This is a genomic window from Trueperella bernardiae (assembly GCF_001469025.1).
GTDB classification, from domain to species: domain Bacteria; phylum Actinomycetota; class Actinomycetes; order Actinomycetales; family Actinomycetaceae; genus Trueperella; species Trueperella bernardiae.
Genome location: NZ_LNIZ01000001.1, coordinates 283878 through 303869 on the forward strand (window position 1 = coordinate 283878; position 19992 = coordinate 303869).

Consider the following 19992-nt stretch of genomic DNA (forward strand, 5'->3'; position numbering starts at 1 on the left):
TAGCGCTGATTCGGTGTTGGGGCGCGGCTGATTCTTAGTTCGGGGCCGAAAGATGGAAGAATAGGCCCATGGCTAAAATTGCACCTCTGTCTGGTTTTCCCGAATGGCTCCCCTCCGGTCGCATCGTCGAACAGCACATGATCGACGTCCTGCGCTCCACGTTTGAGCTGCACGGGTTCTCCGGCATCGAGACCCGCGCGGTGGAGCCGGTGGAGCGCCTGCTGTCGAAGGGCGAGACGTCGAAGGAGATCTACCTCCTGCGCCGCCTGCAGGATCAGGGCGCGGACTCCGAGCTCGGGTTGCACTTTGACCTCACGGTCCCGCTGTCGCGCTACGTGCTGGAAAACGCCGGGCACCTTGACTTCCCCTTCCGCCGCTACCAGATCCAGAAGGTCTGGCGTGGCGAGCGCCCCCAGGACGGGCGTTTCCGCGAGTTTTTACAGGCCGACGTCGACGTGGTTGGGCAGGACACGCTGGCCTTCCACCACGAAATCGAGCTGCCGCTCGTCATGGTAGACGCCCTGTCCAAGCTCCCGATCCCGCGGGTGAAGATCCTCGCCTCGAACCGCAAGGTCGCCCAGGGCTTCTACCAGGCGATCGGGCTGGAAGACGTGGAGGAGACCCTGCGCATCCTTGACAAACTCGACAAGGTGGGGCCGAAGGTCGTGGCTGAGATGCTGGGCGAGATTGGCGCGAGCGAGGACCAGGCGCGCCTGGCGCTCGAACTCGCGGGCATTCGTGGCGACGACGCCGGCGTGGCCGATCGCGTCCTCGCCCTCGGCTGCCGATCCGAGCTACTGGACGAGGGTCTCGAAGAGCTGGTGGCCTTGCTCGAGGGAGCGAATGACCTGATCCCGGGCTCGGTGAGCGCGGACCTGAAGATCGCCCGCGGCCTGGACTACTACACGGGCTCGGTCTACGAATCGGTGCTCGAGGGGCACGAGGACCTGGGCTCGGTATGCTCGGGTGGCCGCTACGATTCGCTGGTCTCGGACGGCAAGAAGACCTACCCGGGGGTGGGCCTGTCGATCGGCGTCTCGCGCATCCTCGCCCGCGTCATCGGCCGGGAACTGGTTACGCCCACGCGCAAGGTGCCCACCGCCGTGCTCGTGGCGGTCAACGACGAGGGCGAGCGCCGCCACGCCGAAAAGACGGCTCAGCAGCTTCGGGGGCGCGGGGTCGCGGCCGAGGTCTCGCCGAACTCGGCGAAGTTCGGCAAGCAGATTCGCTACGCCGATCGACGCGGCATCCCCTTCGTGTGGTTCTCCACCGACGACGGCGAGCAGGTCAAGGACATCCGCTCCGGCGAGCAGGTGGTTGCTGACGCCGCGCAGTGGGTCCCGCCGGCCAGCGACCTTACCCCCGAGCTTCGGGGGAGCGATGAATGACTTTCCCCAGCTGCCCTCGCGGGTAGCGGCCGAAGTGCGTCCGTTCCGCGAGAGCCTCGACGCACTCGTTTTTCCGTTGGCAATGGCGGGGAGCGAGGATAGCCTGTCGCTGTATGCGGATGCGATCAACCAGCTCGACGACTACGTCATCCCGCGCTACGAGACGCTCGAGGCCCCGCTGCTGGCCGTCTTCGGAGGTTCCACGGGCGCCGGAAAGTCCACCCTCATCAATTCGATGCTGGGTGAAGAGGTGGCACTGGCCTCCGCGATCCGGCCCACGACGCGCCGGCCGCTCCTGTTGCATCACCCCGAAGACGCACACTGGTTTACGGATCAGCGCATCTTCCCCCACCTGGCCCGCGTCATCTCGCACGGCCCCGCGGACCTCGATTCTGCGGGCGAGAAGGGCGACGAGCTCGAGATCCGTGCCACTGACCTGATCCCGCGCGGGATGGCGCTCCTTGATTCGCCGGATATTGACTCGGTGGTGGTGGAAAACCGCCACCTCGCGGCGCAGTTCCTGGCCGCCGCCGACCTGTGGGTTTTCGTCACCACCGCCGCCCGATATGCGGATGCGATCCCGTGGGCGATGCTCGATGAGGCGGCCGAGCGCAACGTCGTCGTCGGTATCGTGCTCAACCGCGTGCCACCGGGGACGGGGGCGCAGGTGCGCCCGGACCTGGACCGGATGCTCGGCGAGCGCGGGCTCGACCACGCGCCGCTTTTCGTCCTGTCCGAACAGAAGCTGCAGGACGGGATGGTTGCCGCCGCCGACGTCGCTCCGATCCGTGGGTGGCTCGAGGGCCTGGCCTCCGATGCGCAGGTGCGGGCCTCGGTGGCGCGTCAGACCCTGACGGGCACGGTGGACAAGCTCCTTCACACCGCCTCTGACATCCTGGCCGGCTACGACGAGCAGCTCGCGGGCGCGGATTCCCTGCGCTGGGACATCAACGCGGCCTTTGACCGCGCGGAGGACGCGCTGCGCCGCCAGGCCTCGGACGGCTCGTTGCTGCGCGGCGAGGTGCTCTCGCGCTGGCAGGACGTGGTGGGCACCGGCGAATGGGCCCGAAAGCTTGAGAAGGGCGTGTCCTCGCTGCGCGACCGCATCACGGGCTTCTTCAAGGCGAGCGTGGATACCTCCACCGTGGAGGAGGCGCTCGAGGACAACGTGCTGGCACTGCTCCTTGCCGAGGCCGACGCTGCTAACGCCCACATCAGGGACGCGTGGCGCGCCGGGATCGCCGGGCCGCTGGTGGAACGCGCGAAGGAGCGCCTACGCGGGGAGGCGGAGCGGCGGGAGGCCGCCGAGCGGCTCGTGCGCGAATGGCAGGCCGCCCTCATCGCGCTCATCCGTAATGAGGGCGAGTCCAAGCGGCTGACGGCCCGGGCGCTCGCCTTCTCAATCAACGCCGTGGGCGTTGCCCTCATCATCGTCGTCTTCGCCTCCACCGGGGGGCTGATCGGCGGGGAGATCGCTGTGGCGGGCGGCACCGCTGTCGTGGCACAGCGCGTGCTCGAAGCTGTTTTCGGCGACGAGGCCGTGCGCCGGATGGCAAAGGAGGCGCGCGAGGACCTGGACGCGCGCGTGCGGGAGTTCCTCGGGGCGGACCGAGCGGCATGGCAGGGTGTCATCGACGAGCTGGGCCTCAGCCGCCAGATCCGCGACGACTACGCGCGCCAGCTTCGGGCTTTAACCGAGGCGAAGATTGCCGACGGGAGGAACCTATGAGCCTGACTGAGTCGATCGGAGACCTCCACGCGGCTGTCGAGATCGCGCAGGCGAAGGTCCCTGGCGCGGTGGGCGAGGCCGCGCTGGTGCTCGACCGCGCAGTTCAACGCCGATCGTTGACCACCGACGCCACCGTCATCTCGGTTGCCGGCCCCACGGGGGCGGGCAAGTCCTCGCTGGTCAACGCGATCGTGGGGCGCCCGGTGACGCGCGCGAGCGCGATCCGGCCCACCACCGCCCAGCCCGTGGCCGTCACGAATACGCCGGCCGCCGAGATCCTCGACTGGCTCGGCATCACCGAGCGCCACGAAGCCCCGCTTACCGACGCGGGCGCGGCCGTGCTCATCGATCTTCCCGACGTCGATTCCACAAACTTCGATCACCGCGAAGCGGCCCACCGGCTGACCGAGCTGGTCGACGTCGTCGTGTGGGTGCTCGACCCGCAAAAGTACGCCGACGCCGTGGTCCACGAAGACTACCTGGCCGAGCTCGCCGAGCACGCGGCCACAACGATTGTGGTGCTCAACCAGGTCGATAGGCTGGACGAGGCCACGCTCGCCGACGTCCTGGCCGACACTCGCCGCCTCCTGCGCGCCGACGGGCTCGAGGTCCCGGTGCTCCCGGTGTCCGCGACGACGGGCCGGGGCGTGGACGCGCTACGGGCAAGGATTGACGACATCGTGGCCGAGCGCGCGGCGGCGGAGAAAAAGCTCGCGGCGGACATCCGCACCGAGTCGCGCAACATGCTCGGGCGCATTCATGCCGACGGCGGGCGGCCCGCGACAACGGCCGCCGACGTCCCCTTCGAACCTGTTGCCTCGGCGCTCGCCGTGGCGGCGGGCTCGCGCGTGGTGGCGAAGGCATCAGCTGACTCCTACGAGCGGCGGGCGAGGCAGGCCACCGGCTGGCCCGTCACGCGCTGGCTGGCCCGGCGCGGGATCGATCCGCTCAAGCGCCTGCGCCTCGACACGGGCGGGGTCTTGGACGTGGTAGCGTACGTTTCGCCGTCGCAGGCGGCGGTGGCCCGCGGCAAAATCCGCGAATATGTGGAAGCCTCGACAGCACACATGCCCGCCGCGTGGGCACACCAGACCCGCGAGGAGTTGGGCGAGCGCGCCGAGCGGCTCATCGGCGGACTCGACACCGCGCTCTCCGGGGTGGACGTCGAAGCCCGCCGTCGGCCCGCGTGGTGGCTGCTCATGAATCTGTTGCAGTGGCTGGCGCTGGCGGCCGCGATCGCCGGCGGCGTGTGGCTGCTCGGGCTCGCGTTCGCTGATTCGCTCCAGCTGCGCCTCAGCGAGCCGCCCGGGTGGGGGATCTTCCCGCTACCCACGCTCATGCTCGCCGGCGGGCTTCTTGCCGGCTGGCTCCTGGCCGCAATCGGGCGGGTGCTCGCCGGGCACGGAGCTCGCCGCATGCGCCAGCGCGTAGGTGCGCGCATCGACGTCGCCTTCGCAGACAAGGCCCGCGCCGAGCTTGCCGTGCTGGACGAGGAGCGCTCGGCCTACGCCCATCTCCAGGAACTCCTGGGCGGGCTGACGAAGTCGAGCGCCTAGCGGAAGTGGCGCGGCCGGCGCTGAGCGCGGTCCCGGCCGCGCATACCCGGGCCGGAGTCCTTGGAGATGTTGAGGTCACGCCCGGACACGCGCGCCTTGGCGATACGGCGCTGGGTGTCGCGGTCGATCTCGCGGTCGATCTGGACGAGCGAGAACGTGGGGTAGATGTCGATTCGGCCCAGCTGGGATCCGTTGAGGCCGCCCTCGTTCGTGAGCGCACCCACGATCGCGCCGGGGGAGACGCCGTCGCGGCGCCCAACCTCCACGCGGTACATCGTGCCTTCGCCCTCGAAGGTCTTCGGCTTGTTCTTCCGGCCCTCGCGACCCTGGCGTGCCGGGCGCTCTTTGCGATCCTTGCGCCCCTTCCGGTCCTCGCCTTCGAAGCGGGCGGTGAGGCGCTCGGGCTCGTCGTCGGACTGCGGGCCCGGGTCGCGCACTCCGATTGCCAGCAGCGCGGCGATGAGGTCCTCCGGAGAAAGCGGGTGCTCGGCGTCTACCTGCTCGGCACGGAACTCGGCAATGACGTCGCGGTAGACCGACAGGCGGCCCACTTCGTAGCGATCCTTGGCCTCGGCCATGAGCCGGCGGGCGCGCAGACCGGACACCTCGGCCGGGGTGGGCAGCTCTACCTGCTCCATGTGAGCGCCGGTGATGTGCTCGATGCGACGCAGGCGGCTACGCTCCTTGGGCGTGACGAAGGTCAGCGACGTGCCCTCGCGCCCGGCGCGCCCAGTGCGGCCGATGCGGTGGACGTAGGTGTCGACCTCGCGCGGCACGTCGAAGTTGACCACCAACCCGATGCGCTCCACGTCGAGCCCGCGGGCGGCGACGTCGGTGGCTACCAGCACGTCGAGCGTGCCGGTGCGCAGGCGATCGACAAGCTTCTCCCGGTCGCGCTGCTGCACGTCACCGGAGAGGGTTGCGGCTTGCACGCCGCGGGTGGATAGCTCGATGGCGAGTTCCTCGGCAGTGGCGCGGGTGCGGACGAAGACGAGGGCGGCGTCGGCCGGCGTCGTGGCAAGCACGCGGGCAAGAGCGCCGATCTTGTGGCGCGAGGGCACCACCGCATAGGTCTGGTGGATCGTCTCGATCGTGGATGCCGGGGGAGCCACCGTGACCTCCACTGGGTCAGTCATGTGTGTCTCGGCCACGCGGCGGATCGGCGTGGGCATCGTGGCCGAGAACAGCGCCGTGATGCGCTCCTCGGGCAGCCCGGAGGCGATCTTCTCCACGTCCTCGGCAAAGCCCATGCGCAGCATCTCATCGGCCTCGTCGAGAACGAAGTAGCGAACGGAATCGAGCTTGAGCGCGCCCTTGTCAATGAGGTCCATAACGCGCCCCGGCGTGCCGACCACCACCTGCGCTCCGTCCTTCAGCGCGCCGATCTGTGGCACGTAGGACGAGCCGCCATAGACGGCCACGACGTCCAGGCCCGTGGTAGTGGAGGCAAACTTGTCTATCGCGTCGGCGCCTTGCATGGCGAGCTCGCGCGTGGGGGCGAGCACGAGGGCCTGGACCTTGGGTAGGTCAGGATCGACATGGGTGAGCATCGGCAGGGCGAAGGCCGCCGTCTTGCCGGTGCCCGTCTGGGCCACGCCGACGACGTCGCGCCCCTTGAGGAGGGGTGGAATGGCCTCGGCCTGGATCGGGGTGGGCTGGACGTAGCCCATGTCGGAGATGGCGGACAGGATGTGTGCGGGCAGGTTGAGCCCAGAAAATGACGTCATAAGTACCTAAGAGTGCGAAAGCCAGGCCGGATAAAACGCGGCGGCGCGGCGCGAGTGCGCCGCCATCAGTCTAGTGTTCGGAGGTGGTGGCCGACAGCGACGCAGGGGTGACATCTAGCACCCGAGAGCCCACCCACACGCCCACCGCCAAGATCGCGGTCATCGTGCCGATCACCCACACGAAGGCCGCGTGGCCCTGGGGGAGGGTGAGGGCGTAGATGATGCCGCACCAGGCCACGAACAGTGCTGAGCCGAGCGTGTCGGCGATCGACAGGGAGGCCGATGTGCGCCCGTGCCGCTCGGGCGGGGTCAGTGCAAGGGCGTGGACCGTGAGAGCGGGGTAGACCAGCCCAATGCCGAAGCCGGCCACGAGCCAGCCGATGAGGGCCGTAGCTCCGGGCACCGATGCGGATGCGGCCGTGATGGTGGCCGCCGTGCCGAAGGCCTGGACGAGCGTGCCGACGACGGGCGCCGCCGCCCGGTAGCGTTCGTCCGTCACGCGCCCGCTCACCCACGAGCCGATCGCCCAGGTCACCGAGCCGAAGGTCATGATCATGCCGGCCTGGGTTGCGGACCAGCCATGGACCTCCTTAAGCATGAGCGGGAGGAAGACCTCCACCGCGATGTAGGTGCCGTTGATCGCCAGGCGCAGCAGGACGGTGGCGGGCAGGCCGCGCCGAGCACGGAACGTGGCCCGCGGCAGGAGCGGGCGGGCGAGGAACAGCACGAGGGCCGACAGACCGATGACCATCGCGATCGCCTTTGCGTCGAATTCCTCGGCGCTGAGTCCGGAGAGTAGCTGGATGCCGAGGATCACCACGCCGGCCGTGGAGGAGAAAGCCACGGTGCGCTTGTAGCCGGAGACCGGCTGGTGTTCGTGCAGGTCCGGGAACCGGCCGAACTGCTTGAGGATGACCGGCGCGCTGAGGATGAGGAGCACGGGCACGATGCCGAAGACGAGGCGCCAGTTGAGGTGTTCGACAAAGAAGCCGGCCACCAGCGGGCCCACCAGGGAGGGCAAGACCCACGCGGCGGCGAAGGAGGAAAAGATGCGCGGCTGGCGCGCAGGCTCCACATAGTTGCCGACGAAGACGTAGAGCGGAACCACGATGAGGCCTCCGCCCAATCCCTGAATCGCACGCCCGAGCACGATGATTTCCACCGACGGCGCGAGCGTGGCCACGATCAGCCCGCCGGTGAAGAGGGCCAGGCCCGTGTACAGGGAAACTTTCGGTCCCTTCGCGTCACACCACGGCCCGGCGAAGGCGGTGGTGATGAGCTGGGTGGCGAGCGTGACGCCCGAGGCGAGAGCGTAGAGGTTGCGCCCGTCAAGGATGTCGACCACGTAGGGCATGGCAGTTGCCACGGCGAGGGCCTCGAAGGCGACCAGGCTGATGAGACTCACTGCGAGGATCACCAGCCACTGCTCAAGGCTCCGACTAATTCGCTGCTTCTTTCGTGCTTGTCTCACACCACGATCGTAAGATCCAATGTTGGAAACGGCACGCCTCGCCAGGTGTGATCTTAGCCCGCTTCGGCGTAGAGTTTTCCACGTGTTCCCCGCCCGTCTCGCGGGAGGACATCACCCGCCCGTCTCGCGGGTGAGACCACAATTGAAAGAGGTATACGTGATTCGTACCCGGATGGCAGGATCCCTGCGAAAAGAAGATATCGGCAGCACCGTCACTCTGGCGGGCTGGATCGATCGGCGTCGTGACCACGGAGGGATCGCCTTCCTTGATCTGCGTGACGCCTCTGGAATCGCCCAGGTCACGGTCCGCGAGGAGGTCGCACACGAGCTGCGCTCCGAGTTCGTGGTCAAGGTGACCGGCACCGTCATGGAGCGCCCCGAGGGCAACGCGAACGCGAACCTCGCCACGGGTGACGTCGAGGTGGAGGCCATCGAGGTCGAGATCCTCAACCCCTCCGCGCCGCTCCCGTTCCAGATCTCGGATCACGCCGAGGACGCGGGCTCTGTTAACGAGGAGACCCGCCTGAAGTTCCGCTACCTCGACCTGCGCCGCTCGTATGAGCAGAAGGCCATCCGCCTGCGCGCGAAGGTCTCCCAGGCTGCCCGCCGCGTGCTGGACGGCCACGACTTCGTGGAGATCGAGACCCCGACCCTGACGCGCTCCACGCCCGAGGGCGCGCGCGACTTCATCGTGCCGGCCCGCCTCGCGCCGGGCTCGTGGTACGCCCTGCCGCAGTCGCCCCAGCTGTTCAAGCAGTTGCTCATGGTGGCCGGCATGGAGCGCTACTACCAGATCGCCCGCTGCTACCGTGACGAAGACTTCCGCGCTGACCGCCAGCCCGAGTTCACCCAGCTCGACGTCGAGATGTCGTTCGTCAACCAGGACGACGTCATCGCGGTGGCTGAGGACGTGCTCAAGGAGATCTGGGCGCTGATTGGCTACGATCTCACGACGCCGATCCCGCGCATGCCGTACAAGGAGGCCATGGAACGCTTCGGTTCTGACAAGCCGGACTTGCGCTTTGGCCAGGAGCTCGTGGACCTCACCGAGTACTTCAAGGACACCCCGTTCCGCGTATTCCAAAACGAATACGTGGGCGCAGTCGTCATGCCCGGTGGCGCCTCCCAGCCGCGCCGCACGTTCGACAAGTGGCAGGAGTGGGCGAAGGCGCGCGGCGCCAAGGGCCTGGCCTACGTCACCATCTCCGAGGACGGGACCCTGGGCGGCCCGGTGTCGAAGAACATTTCCGACGCCGAGCGCGAGGGCCTGGCCGAGGCCACCGGCGCCAAGCCAGGCGATTGCATCTTCTTCGCCGCCGGCAAGCCGGCCGCCTCGCGCGACCTGCTCGGGGCCGCCCGCCTCGAGATCGGCAAGCGCTGCGGCCTCATCGACGACAACGCCTGGGCGTTCGTGTGGGTGGTCGACGCGCCGCTGTTCAAGCCCACCGCCGACGCCGAGGCGGAGGGCGACGTCGCTGTTGGTGGCGGCAAGTGGACGGCGGTCCACCACGCCTTCACCTCGCCCAAGCCCGAGTGGCTCGACTCCTTCGACCAGGACCCGGGCAATGCCCTGGCCTACGCCTACGACATCGTGTGCAATGGCAACGAAATCGGCGGCGGCTCGATCCGTATCCACCGCGCCGACGTCCAGGAGCGCGTGTTCAACGTCATGGGCATCGACGAGGAGACCGCGAACAAGCAGTTCGGCTTCCTGCTCGAAGCCTTCAAGTACGGTGCCCCGCCGCACGGCGGCATCGCCTTCGGCTGGGACCGCATCGTCTCTCTGCTCGTGGGCGCGAAGTCGATTCGCGACGTCATTGCCTTCCCCAAGATCGGCAACGGCTGGGACCCGCTCACGGATGCCCCGGCGCCGATCACCGTGCAGCAGCGCAAGGAGGCCGGTGTGGACGCCAAGCCCAAGGCCAAGAAGGACGCCGACAAGGGCGAGGCCGAGAAGGCCGACGCCGAGTAGATGCTCGGAGCGTCAGCGGCTTTTTGGCGCCTGAACGCCTGGGGTGGGGAGGTCCTCGAACGCGAGGAATCTCCCGGCCTCGGCCTGGTGCTACTTGGCGGGGAGGCCGGCCCCACGCTCATCGCGTACGGTGAGCCCGGGTCGGCCATCCCGGCCCTGACCGACCTCGCAGGCCGCGGGGTTATTCCTGCGCGCACAATGATCAACCGCGAGGTCTACGGCGCGCTCGACGAGCCCCTGCGCGAGCACTTCGGCCCGAACTGGGGGCACGCCTGGGACTTCTTCTGGGCCGACCGCCCCCTCGCGCCGGTGGAGCACTGCGATCGCGTGGAGTTTTGTGCTGCGGGCAGCGCCCAGATGGACGGCGTGCGCGAGGAGATTCGCGCCGCCCTGCTTGCTTCCAACCCGATTTCCGACGCCGTGGGCGAGCTTGACCACCTCGACTGGTTCTTCCTGCGCGCCCCCGATGGCAATATCGCCACCGTCATGGGCGCAGAGAAGGTCGGGGAAGGGATAGGTTTCCACGGGCTTGGCACCGTCCCCGACTACCGGGGTAACGGGTATGGGGGAGCGACGATGGTGGGAGCCGTCAATGCTGCCCTCGAACGCGGCGCGTTCATTCGGTTTGGCGTGTGGGCCTGGAACGAGGGCGCGATGCGGCTCTATACCCGGCTCGGCATCACCCACGACGGTGCGATTATCTCCGGGCGCGCCGAGCCGTTTGAAGAACTGAGGGGCACGTGAGCGCTCGGCTGATGCGCAGCCCCCTCGGGCTCGCGGTGGTCCTCGCGCTTGCCGGCTGCTCGGTCGGCGGCGCGGACGCCCTGTGGTCGATCCCCGTGGGCGGGCTGTACAACGTGCAGTTCGCCGACCTGGGCGACGTCGTCGTCATCCCCCGCGGGCAGGCCATTGAGGGCTACGACACCTCCGGCACGCAGCTGTGGAGCGTGACGCTCGCCGACGAGGCCGAATCGTGCGTTGCTGCCGGCGCGGGCGCGATGTGCGTGGCCGGCACCCAGATCTTCGTAGGCCGCGACGGGCAGGCGGTCGCCCGGCCCGACCTAGCCTTCATCGCCCAGGCGGGGGACAAGGCCTACTACGCGCGCGGCGACGCGGACGGCGTCGTGCTCATCGAGGCCGACGCCGACGCCCCGATCGACCAGCTCGGCGGGGAAGTGCTCGCTCGCTACGAGGGGCGTACTTCTTATTTGCCGGACGGCACGCCTGTCGAGCGCGCCGATTCCTATCCCGAGCCCCTCCAGCGCCTCCTCGACGTGGGCGTGCTCGACACCGACTCCCCGTGGCTCAACCCCGCTGGAATCGCCTCGATCGCACGACCGCTGGCCGACGGCTTCGTCGTCGTCGAGGCCGGGCAGATCACCGTCAGCGACGTCGAGCCGACCGTGCTCACGCTTTTCGACTTGGACGGCAACGAGACCGCGCGCCTCGAGGCCACGCCCGCGCTGACGATGAACCTCAGCCCGCGCTGGACGCTCGCCACGCTCGAGCAGATCGTGGAGGAGGCCAACGCACTCGATACCTCCCGCGCCTTTGTGTTCGACGACGCCCGAGTGGTCGGTTTCGAGCAGGCCCTTACCGACTCCGTGGCCCCCGGCTACGCCGACGTCGAGGCGCTGATCGTGGGCGGGCAGATGCTCCGCTTCGATGCGATCCGGCCCGAAACCCTCCAGCTCTCCGTGCTCGACTACCCCTACGTGTCCGTGGCGGGCACCGGCTCGGGATCGGTGGTGGCGACATTCGACATCGTTACCGGCGAGCGCGTGATCGAGGCCAGCTGCTGGCAAAACGGCGCCGTCTACTGCGCCACGCCCACGGAGCTGTCCAAGATCGACCTCAGTGGACGATCTTGAACTTCTCGTAGACCTTCTTCAGCGGCGCGGGCGCCCACCAGTTCCACTTGCCGAGTAGCGTCATGGTGGCCGGCACGAGGAGCATGCGCACGAGGGAGGCGTCGATGATGACAATCATTGCCAGCGCCACGCCCACCTGCTTGATCGCCAGCATGTCGCCGAAGATAAAGCCGACAAACACGGCCACGATGATCGCGGCAGCCGAGGTGATGATGCGCCCGGAGCGCTGCAGGCCCATCTCAACCGCCGTGTCGTTGTCGTGACCCGCGTCCCAGTATTCCTTGATACGGGCGATGAGGAAGACCTCGTAATCCATGGCCAGGCCCAGGCCGAAGGCGATGGAGGCGGCGACCACGAAGGTCTCCAGGCCCACCGACTGCGGCAGGCCCAGCAGGCCGTGCTCGAAGACGAAGACCGTGGCGCCCATGCCGGCAAACAGTGAGAGCGTGTTGATGACAAGGGCCTTGATCGGTGCGATGACCGAGCCGGTCATGAGGAAGAGCAAGATGAGCACCGCGATCGCCACGATCGTCACCGCGATGGGCGCGCCGTCCTTGATCGAGTTCGTGAAGTCGAGCTGGAGGGCGGCCGCGCCTCCGACGTACGTGTCGTAGCCGGCGTCGTAGGCGCGCAGCTCCTTGACCGCGTTGGTGACCTCGGGGCCCACCTGGTCGGGAGCGTCCATATGGAACTTGATGAGGGTTTCGCCATCGTTCATCGCTTCGGCGGGGGCCACCCAGTCCACCCCGTCGATCTGCTCGATGCGATCGATAAGGTTGGCGGCGTCGTCCGGGCTCGTGTCGGCGATGACGGTGATGGAGGGGGCGGCGAGGATCTCGTAGTCCTGCATGCCGTCGTAGGCGCGGGCGGCGCTCGTGTGCTCGGGGATATATTCCATGAAGTTCGAGCGCATCGTGAGGTCGCGAACCGGCATCACCATGAGCACGAGGATTGCGGTGACCGTGATGAGGATCGGCCACGGGCGGCGGTGGACCCACTTCGCCAGGCGCGAGAAGGTGCCCTCGTCGGAGGCCGTGTCGCCCACCTTCTTCACGATCGTGCGGAAGACGGGCACGCCCGAGAGCCACGAGGGGCGCACGAGCCGGCGGCCGAGCAACGTAATCATGGCTGGCACCATGAGCACGGCCGTGGAGACCGCGAGGATGGTGACGATGATGCCTCCGATCGCGATCATCTTCAGCATAGGCGCCTCCATGACGGCCAGGCCGGAGATCGCGAAGGCGATGGTGAGGGCGGAGAAGGAGACGGTGCGGCCGGCCGTGGCCACCGTGGCGGCGACGGCGTCCGTGACCACTCCCGAGACATCGTCGGGAAGCGCGTGCGGGTCAAGCCCGCGCCGCTCGAGCTGCTCGGTGACCTCCTCGCGGTAGCGGGAGACGATGAGCAGGCCGTAGTCGATCGAGAGGGCCATGCCGATCACGGAGATGATGTTGAGGACGAAAGAATCGACGTTCGTGACGTGGGTCAGCACCCACAGCAACCCCATGCCCGTGGCGATCGAGGTCAGTGCGCCGATGAGTGGCATGCCGGCGGCGATCAGGCCGCCGAAGACGACCACGAGGAGGAAGAGCGCGATCGGCAGGCCCACCGCCTCGCCGGTGATGAGGTCAGACTTGACCACCTCCATGATCGCGCTCTCGAAAACGGCCGAGGAGCTGACGTCGGCGTGCGCGTCCGGGTTGACCTTCTGGATCTCTTTTTCGAAGGTGGCGGTGGCGGCGAGCACGTCGTCGGTGGGGGAGGAATCCTCCGCGGCCTCCACGCTCACCACGAAGCCGCCGTCCTTGCGCAGGGCGTCGGCCGGGTTGTCCTGCTTCGCCATCTCCTCGGCCACGGCCTGCCGCGCACCTTGCTCTATCTGGGCGGTGGCGGTCTCCCTGGCCTGTTGCTCCACCTGGGCGCTCGCCTGCGCGCGGGTCTGGGCGGCCACCTCGTCGGTGGGCGCGCCTGGGTACTGCTGGGAGAACTGGGCCACCGCCCCGTCCACGGCCTGCTGGATCTGCGGCTCGGCCTGGGCAAGGGCCTGCTGAACCGCGCGGTCGATCGTGGCCTGGTTCTGCTCGAGGGCCTGGGCGACGGCGTCGTCGGTGGCCCTCTGGATGCCCTCGGTGAACTGTTCCTCAACCGAGAGGGGGTCGACGACGTCGGTGACACCGGAAATGGAGGTCAGCTGCTCGCGGAAGTCGGCGATCTGCGTGGAGACGTCGGCGGCGTCGACGCCCTGGACCACGATAACGGAGGAATCGGGGGCCGTGTCCGCGTTCGTTTTCTGAATGACGATGTCGGATTCGGTATTCGGCACCATTGACTCCGACGACTGCATCCGCGCGAACAGGTTGCCCTGGCCGAATCCCCACAGCGCCGAGGTGGCGCCGAGGACCAGGAGAAGGACCCAACCGAGGACGAAGAAGTGTGGTCTGCGCGCGATGGCGTGGCCGATCCGATCAAACATAATCTCACCTTCCCATGTGCCTCTATTATGCCAATCTTCGCCCGCGCCAGTCACTCGAGTTCGCCGTCCGCGCTCGGGCGTGCGCAAGTTTGTCGGAGGCGGGAGATATGCTGAAGGAATGGATCTGTTTGACTCCCAATCGATGAGCGTGGACGGTACTCCGGCCGATACCTCCGCGCCGCTTGCCGTGCGCATGCGTCCGCGCACGATCGATGAGGTGGTGGGCCAAAGCCACCTGCTCGGGCCGGGCCAGCCGTTGCGTCGGCTGATCGAACCGGACCGCGGGGGCGCGCCCAGCTCGGTGTTCTTGTGGGGCCCTCCCGGAATCGGCAAGACCACCTTGGCCTACCTCGTGGCGCGCCAGGGCAATCGTCGTTTCGTGGAGATCTCGGCCGTCTCGGCCGGCGTGAAGGAAGTGCGCGCCGTCATCGCCGAGGCGCGCGACCACCTGGTCACCGACGGCACCGACACGGTCCTGTTTGTGGACGAGGTCCACCGCTTTTCCAAGACCCAGCAGGACGCGCTGCTGCCGGCGGTGGAAAACGGCTGGGTGATCCTTATCGGCGCCACCACCGAAAACCCCTCGTTTTCCGTCATCTCCCCGCTGCTCTCGCGTTCACTCCTGCTTACCCTCCACCCGCTTACCGACGCCGACATCGAGACCCTCGTGCGCCGCGCGCTGACCGACGAGCGCGGGTACGGCGGCAAGGTACGGGCTGAGGATGAGGCGGTGGCCGAGATCGTCCGGCTCGCCGGCAACGACGGGCGGCGCTCGCTCACCATCCTCGAGGCCGCCGTGGTGGGGGACCACCTCACGCTTGCCGACGTCGAAGCGGCGGTTGACGTCTACGCCGTGCGTTACGATCGCGGCGGCGACCAGCACTATGATGTGATCTCGGCCTTCATCAAGTCGATCCGCGGATCGGACGTGGACGCGGCCATCCACTACCTGGCGCGCATGCTCGAGGCGGGGGAGGACCCGCGCTTCGTGGCCCGACGCCTCATGATCTCCGCGGCTGAGGACGTGGGGATGGCAGACCCGTCGGCGTTGCAGACTGCCACGGCCGCGGCGCAGTCCGTGGCGCTCGTGGGCATGCCGGAAGCACGCATCATCCTGGCCGAGGCGGTGGTCCACCTCGCCACCGCACCGAAGTCCAACCGCGCCTACCTGGCGATCAACAAGGCGATCGCTGACGTGCGGGCGGGCAAGATCGGCGCGGTGCCCGTCCACCTGCGCGACCAGTCGGTCAAGGCCTCGAAGGTTGCGGCGCAGTCCACGGGCCGCAACATCCCCTACGTTTACCCGCACGACGTGCCGGACGGCGTGGCCGCCCAGCAGTACCTGCCCGACGAGCTGGTGGGCACCGCTTACTACGAGCCCCTGAATCGTGGTTACGAGGCCAATATCACGTCCCGGCTGGAGCGGATCCAGGCGATTTTGCGGGGTAAGTAGTGCTACCATGTCACGGTTGCTTCCGTTGAAGTGACACTCCCACGCGGAGTCCATCCTGGGGCCTTAGCCGTTTGTTGTTGGTCCCGTGCATTGCACGCCATGAGTAGACAGGAGAGATATTTATGGCTGGAAACCGTTCCCGTAAGTCGGTGCGTCAGTCGCGCGCCCTTGGTATTGCCCTCACCCCGAAGGCGGAGCGCCTCATGCAGCGCCGCCCGTACCGTCCGGGCGAGCACGGCCGCGGCCGCGTCAAGGAATCCGACTACTCGATTCGTCTGAAGGAGAAGCAGCGCCTGCGCGCACAGTACGGCATCCGCGAGGCCCAGCTTCGTAAGATCTGGGATGAGGCCCGCCGCATGGAGGGCATGGCCGGTGAGAACCTGGTCGAGCTCCTCGAGATGCGCCTCGACGCCCTCGTGCTTCGCGCCGGCTTCGCCCGCACGATCGCCCAGGCCCGCCAGGTGGTCGTCCACCGCCACGTCCTCGTGGACGGCAAGCTCGTGGACCGCCCGTCGTTCCGCGTCAAGCCCGGCCAGGTCATCCAGATCAAGCCGCGCTCGCAGGCCTCCCCGCAGTTCATGGTGGCGGCCCAGGGCCAGCACGCCGACGTCCTGCCCGCCGTCCCCGAGTACCTCTCGGTTGACCTGACCAAGCTCCGTGCCGAGCTGGTGCGCCGCCCGAAGCGTGCCGAGGTTCCGGTCACGTGTGACGTGCAGATGGTCGTCGAGCACTACTCGCGATAAGCTATCTGGACAACGCGCCGCGGTCAGCCGTGGCGCATTGTCATTTCCAGATAAGCTAGCCCCATGGCAGACATTACTCTTGGACAGATCGCCGGCGTGCTGGCGGCCCTCGGTTTCCTCGTACTCGTGTATTTCTCGATTAAGCCGTTGCGCAAGCTGTGCGATGTGCTCGATCGGATGACCGAATCGCTGCGGGAGCTCACTGAGCACACCCTCCCGGCGATTGATGAGGCGGCCCAGACCGTGGCCGAAACCAACCTGCAGGTGAAGAAGCTTGACGCGATCACCGAGGCGGCCGCCCGCACCTCCGAGGACATCTCGGCGATGACCACCTTGGTCACTTCCACCGTTGGCGCGCCTTTCCTCGCCGCGCGCAAGGGGGCGGAGAAGGTGCGCGACGCCTTCGGTCCCAAGAAGCTTTAGATTTTTCTGTTGTTGTAACGCTACCAATGTGCTCACGCGCTTTGAGATGGGAGTTCAATGCGTACTTCTGAGATTCGTCGCCGCTGGCTCGACTACTTCGCCAAGCACGACCACGAGATCGCCGAGTCGGTTCCACTCGTGTCCCCGGATCCGTCCATCCTCTTCACGATCGCCGGCATGGTGCCGTTTATCCCGTACATCGTTGGCACGGAGGAGGCACCCTTCCCGCGCGTGGCCTCGGTCCAGAAGTGCATCCGCACGAATGACATCGACAACGTGGGCCGCACCACCCGCCACGGCACGTTCTTCCAGATGTGCGGCAACTTTTCCTTCGGCGATTACTTTAAGGAAGGCGCGATCGACCTCGCCTTCGGTTTGCTGACCACGCCTGTCGACGACGGCGGCTATGGCCTGGAGAAGGACCGCCTGTGGGTGACGATCTGGGAGGAGGACGAGGTGTCCTACAACCACCTGACGCAGGTGGTGGGCCTCGATCCTAAGCACGTGGTGCGCCTCCCGCGTGAGGAGATCTTCTGGTCCACGGGCCAGCCTGGCCCGGCGGGTGGATGCGCCGAGGTCCATTACGACCGCGGCCCGGACTTCGGCCCGGAGGCCGTGGGCGGCAACGTTGACCCGGGCGGCGACCGCTACCTGGAGATCTGGAACCTCGTGTTCGACGAGTTCATGCGCGGTGAGGGCACGGGCAACGACTACCCGCTGCTCGGCAAGCTCGACCAGACCGCGATCGACACGGGCGCGGGCCTGGAGCGCATCGCCTACCTGCTCCAGGGCAAGAAGAACATGTACGAGATCGACGAGGTCTACCCCGTCATCGCCGCCACCGAGGAGCTGACGGGCAAGAAGTACGGCGCGGATGAGGAAGATGACGTGCGGATGCGCATCGTGGCCGACCACGTCCGTTCCGCGCTCATGCTGATCGGCGACGGCGTCCGCCCCGGTAACGACGGGCGCGGCTACGTGCTTCGCCGCCTCATCCGCCGCGCGGTGCGCTCGGTGCGTCTGCTCGGGTTCGAGGGGATGGCGCTACCCACCCTCCTGCCGGCGTCGATGAACGTGATGAAGGAGTCCTACCCGGAGCTGGAGCGTGACTTCGCGCGCATCTCCCAGATCGCCTACGGCGAGGAGGAGGCCTTCCGCCGCACGCTCGAATCGGGCACCCAGATTTTCAATGAGGCGGTGCGCCAGGCGAAGGCCGACAGCGCTGAGCTTCCGGGCCAGACGGCCTTTACTCTCCACGACACCTACGGCTTCCCGATCGACCTCACGCTCGAGATGGCCCACGAGGCCGGGGTCGAGGTCAACGAGGAGGGCTTCCGCGCCCTCATGCAGGAGCAGAAGGACCGCGCCCGCGCTGACGCGCTGGCGAAGAAGACCGGCCACGTGGACGCCTCGGTTTACCACAAGATCGAGGAGGAGTCCGGGGGTGCAACCCGCTTCCTCGGCTACACGGACTACGCCGCCGAGGCGAAGGTAGTGGCCATTCTCAAGGACGGCCAGCCTGTGCCGTTTGCCGAGGCGCCGGCCCAGGTCGATGTCGTGCTCGACCAGACCCCGTTCTGGGCCGAGCAGGGCGGCCAGCTGGCTGACCACGGCACGATCTCGGTGGCGGGCGGCGGACTGCTCGAAGTGGGCGACGTGCAGATGCCGATCAAGGGCTTGTTCGTCCACCGCGCCAGCCTGACCGAGGGCTCGGTGGCGCTTGACGACGCCGTCTACTGTCAGATCGACGTCGACCGCCGCGAGCAGATCGCCCGCGCTCACACCTCCACGCACATGGTGCACGAGGTGCTGCGCGAGGTGCTCGGCCCGGAGGCCACCCAGGCTGGTTCGGAGAACGCGCCCTCGCGGATGCGTTTCGACTTCCGTCACGGCTCGCAGGTTTCGGCTTCCGACCTGTCGGCGATTGAGGCCGAGGTCAACAGCAAGCTGCAGGACAACCTCGCGGTCACGGACCAGATCATGAGCCTGGATGAGGCCAAGACGCTCGGCGCGATGGCGCTCTTCGGGGAGAAGTACGGCAAGGAGGTCCGGGTCGTCTCGATCGGGGGAGACTGGTCGCGCGAGCTGTGCGCCGGCACCCACGTGGGCGACACGGGCGAGATCGGCCTGGTCTCCATCCTGGGCGAGTCCTCGATCGGTTCGGGCGTGCGCCGCGTGGAGGCGCTGGTAGGTCGCGGGGCCTACGCCGAGGGCGCCAAGGAACGCGCGCTCGTGAGCCAGCTCAGCTCGATGACGCGCGTGCGCCCCGAGGAGTTGCCCGAGCACATCGAGTCGCTCATGGCCAAGCTACGCAAGGCGGAGAAGGACCTGGAGACTCTGCGCACCGAGAAGCTGACCGCCGGCCTCGCCGCGCTCATCGAACAGCGCCGGCAGGCGAATGGTGTCAACGCCGTCATCCACGATTTCGGCACGGACGCCGATCCAAACCAGGTGCGCCAGCTCGCCGCCCAGATCCGCGAGCGCCTGGGCGAGGCGCCCGCCGTCGTCGCGCTGACCTCGGTGTCGAAGGGCCGCCCGTCGGTGGTCATCGCCACGAACCAGGCCGCGCGCGAGCACGGCATCAAGGCCGGCAAGCTCGTGTCGGTTGCCGCGAAGATCCTCGGAGGAGGAGGCGGCGGAAAGGACGACATGGCGCAGGGCGGCGGCCAGGATCCGGCCAAGATCAAGGAAGCGCTCAGCGCCATCTTCGGTCAGATCGGCTAGGCCGTGAGGGTAGGTGTTCGATTCGGGGTCGACGTCGGTGCCGCGCGCATCGGCGTCGCCCGAAGCGACTCGGCGGGCATCCTCGCCACGCCCGTGACCACGCTGCGTAGCGGCAAGGGCGACGTCGACGCGGTGGCGAAGATGGTCCGCGAGGCCGACGCGCTCGAAGTGATCGTGGGCCTGCCGCTCAACATGGACGGTACGGAGGGTGCATCGGCGAAGAAGGCGCGCTCGTGGGCGCGCCGGCTCTCGCGGCGGATCGCGCCGGTGGCGGTGCGGATGCTGGACGAGCGGCTGAGCACGGTGCAGGCGCACCGCCAGTTGCACGAGGCCGGGCGTAAGGAGATCACCCATCGGCGTGTTGTGGATCAGGCGGCAGCGGTTATCATTTTGGAAAACGCGCTGGAACAGGAACGCATGAGCGGTCGTGTACCGGAGCTGGTGCAGACTGCGGAGGAATAA

The 19992-nt window shown here is 67.7% G+C and carries 14 protein-coding genes; 11 read left to right on the plus strand and 3 right to left on the minus strand.

Annotated features, from left to right (window positions below; genetic code table 11):
• Window positions 1–68: 68 nt before the first annotated feature.
• Genes hisS through AQZ59_RS01315 form a run of 3 tightly spaced genes read left to right on the plus strand, consistent with a single transcriptional unit; the run spans window position 69 to window position 4673 of the window.
• Window positions 69–1388: a histidine--tRNA ligase gene (hisS, locus tag AQZ59_RS01305; protein ID WP_062612405.1), complete on the plus strand. Its 1320-nt coding sequence runs from the start codon at window positions 69–71 to the stop codon at window positions 1386–1388.
• Window positions 1381–3117 carry a dynamin family protein gene (locus AQZ59_RS01310; protein ID WP_062612406.1) on the plus strand — a complete coding sequence of 579 codons (1737 nt, stop codon included), beginning with the start codon at window positions 1381–1383 and terminating at the stop codon, window positions 3115–3117. Before hisS ends, AQZ59_RS01310 begins: the two co-directional genes overlap by 8 nt.
• Window positions 3114–4673 carry a dynamin family protein gene (locus AQZ59_RS01315; RefSeq protein WP_062612408.1) on the plus strand — a complete coding sequence of 520 codons (1560 nt, stop codon included), beginning with the start codon at window positions 3114–3116 and terminating at the stop codon, window positions 4671–4673. Before AQZ59_RS01310 ends, AQZ59_RS01315 begins: the two co-directional genes overlap by 4 nt.
• On the opposite strand, the gene AQZ59_RS01320 is transcribed toward AQZ59_RS01315, so the two are convergent.
• Window positions 4670–6400 carry a DEAD/DEAH box helicase gene (locus tag AQZ59_RS01320; RefSeq protein ID WP_082661070.1) on the minus strand — a complete coding sequence of 577 codons (1731 nt, stop codon included), beginning with the start codon at window positions 6398–6400 and terminating at the stop codon, window positions 4670–4672. The genes AQZ59_RS01315 and AQZ59_RS01320 overlap by 4 nt on opposite strands.
• A 70-nt stretch (window positions 6401–6470) precedes the next feature.
• Complete coding sequence (locus AQZ59_RS01325; RefSeq protein ID WP_068538323.1) at window positions 6471–7871, minus strand: MFS transporter; 1401 nt, start codon at window positions 7869–7871, stop codon at window positions 6471–6473.
• A gap of 157 nt (window positions 7872–8028) precedes the next feature.
• Between AQZ59_RS01325 and aspS the strand changes: the two genes are divergently transcribed.
• The 3 genes from aspS to AQZ59_RS01340 are packed head-to-tail and all read left to right on the plus strand — an operon-like array spanning window position 8029 to window position 11714.
• Window positions 8029–9843, plus strand: coding sequence for an aspartate--tRNA ligase (gene aspS / locus AQZ59_RS01330; protein ID WP_062612412.1), 1815 nt, complete (start codon window positions 8029–8031; stop codon window positions 9841–9843).
• Window positions 9844–10587 (plus strand): GNAT family N-acetyltransferase, encoded by a 744-nt coding sequence (locus AQZ59_RS01335; protein ID WP_062612413.1) that lies wholly within the window; start codon window positions 9844–9846, stop codon window positions 10585–10587.
• Complete coding sequence (locus tag AQZ59_RS01340; RefSeq protein WP_152994704.1) at window positions 10584–11714, plus strand: hypothetical protein; 1131 nt, start codon at window positions 10584–10586, stop codon at window positions 11712–11714. Before AQZ59_RS01335 ends, AQZ59_RS01340 begins: the two co-directional genes overlap by 4 nt.
• On the opposite strand, the gene AQZ59_RS01345 is transcribed toward AQZ59_RS01340, so the two are convergent.
• On the minus strand, window positions 11698–14187 hold the full coding sequence (locus AQZ59_RS01345; RefSeq protein WP_062612417.1) for an MMPL family transporter: 2490 nt from the start codon (window positions 14185–14187) through the stop codon (window positions 11698–11700). The two genes, AQZ59_RS01340 and AQZ59_RS01345, sit on opposite strands and share 17 nt — an antisense overlap.
• Window positions 14188–14305: 118 nt before the next feature.
• Between AQZ59_RS01345 and AQZ59_RS01350 the strand changes: the two genes are divergently transcribed.
• From AQZ59_RS01350 to ruvX, 5 genes are all read left to right on the plus strand, one after another.
• Window positions 14306–15640 (plus strand): replication-associated recombination protein A, encoded by a 1335-nt coding sequence (locus tag AQZ59_RS01350; protein WP_062612419.1) that lies wholly within the window; start codon window positions 14306–14308, stop codon window positions 15638–15640.
• A gap of 122 nt (window positions 15641–15762) precedes the next feature.
• On the plus strand, window positions 15763–16383 hold the full coding sequence (gene rpsD, locus AQZ59_RS01355; RefSeq protein WP_062612421.1) for a 30S ribosomal protein S4: 621 nt from the start codon (window positions 15763–15765) through the stop codon (window positions 16381–16383).
• A gap of 63 nt (window positions 16384–16446) precedes the next feature.
• The gene (locus tag AQZ59_RS01360; RefSeq protein ID WP_062612422.1) at window positions 16447–16806 is read left to right on the plus strand and encodes a DUF948 domain-containing protein; all 360 of its coding nucleotides are present in this window, start codon (window positions 16447–16449) and stop codon (window positions 16804–16806) included.
• A gap of 57 nt (window positions 16807–16863) precedes the next feature.
• Entirely contained in the window at window positions 16864–19530 is a 2667-nt protein-coding gene (gene alaS, locus AQZ59_RS01365) for an alanine--tRNA ligase (protein ID WP_062612424.1), read from the plus strand.
• Window positions 19531–19533: 3 nt separating this feature from the next.
• Window positions 19534–19992: a Holliday junction resolvase RuvX gene (gene ruvX / locus AQZ59_RS01370; RefSeq protein WP_062612426.1), complete on the plus strand. Its 459-nt coding sequence runs from the start codon at window positions 19534–19536 to the stop codon at window positions 19990–19992.

Excerpts from the sequence above, each read along its gene's own strand:
- hisS (WP_062612405.1), top strand. The coding sequence starts at position 69 with ATGGCTAAAATTGCACCTCTGTCTGGTTTTCCCGAATGGCTCCCCTCC.
- AQZ59_RS01310 (WP_062612406.1), top strand. The coding sequence starts at position 1,381 with ATGAATGACTTTCCCCAGCTGCCCTCGCGGGTAGCGGCCGAAGTGCGT.
- alaS (WP_062612424.1), top strand. The coding sequence starts at position 16,864 with ATGCGTACTTCTGAGATTCGTCGCCGCTGGCTCGACTACTTCGCCAAG.
- rpsD (WP_062612421.1), top strand. The coding sequence starts at position 15,763 with ATGGCTGGAAACCGTTCCCGTAAGTCGGTGCGTCAGTCGCGCGCCCTT.
- AQZ59_RS01350 (WP_062612419.1), top strand. The coding sequence starts at position 14,306 with ATGGATCTGTTTGACTCCCAATCGATGAGCGTGGACGGTACTCCGGCC.
- AQZ59_RS01345 (WP_062612417.1), bottom strand. The coding sequence starts at position 14,187 with ATGTTTGATCGGATCGGCCACGCCATCGCGCGCAGACCACACTTCTTC.
- AQZ59_RS01315 (WP_062612408.1), top strand. The coding sequence starts at position 3,114 with ATGAGCCTGACTGAGTCGATCGGAGACCTCCACGCGGCTGTCGAGATC.
- AQZ59_RS01335 (WP_062612413.1), top strand. The coding sequence starts at position 9,844 with ATGCTCGGAGCGTCAGCGGCTTTTTGGCGCCTGAACGCCTGGGGTGGG.
- AQZ59_RS01360 (WP_062612422.1), top strand. The coding sequence starts at position 16,447 with ATGGCAGACATTACTCTTGGACAGATCGCCGGCGTGCTGGCGGCCCTC.
- AQZ59_RS01320 (WP_082661070.1), bottom strand. The coding sequence starts at position 6,400 with ATGACGTCATTTTCTGGGCTCAACCTGCCCGCACACATCCTGTCCGCC.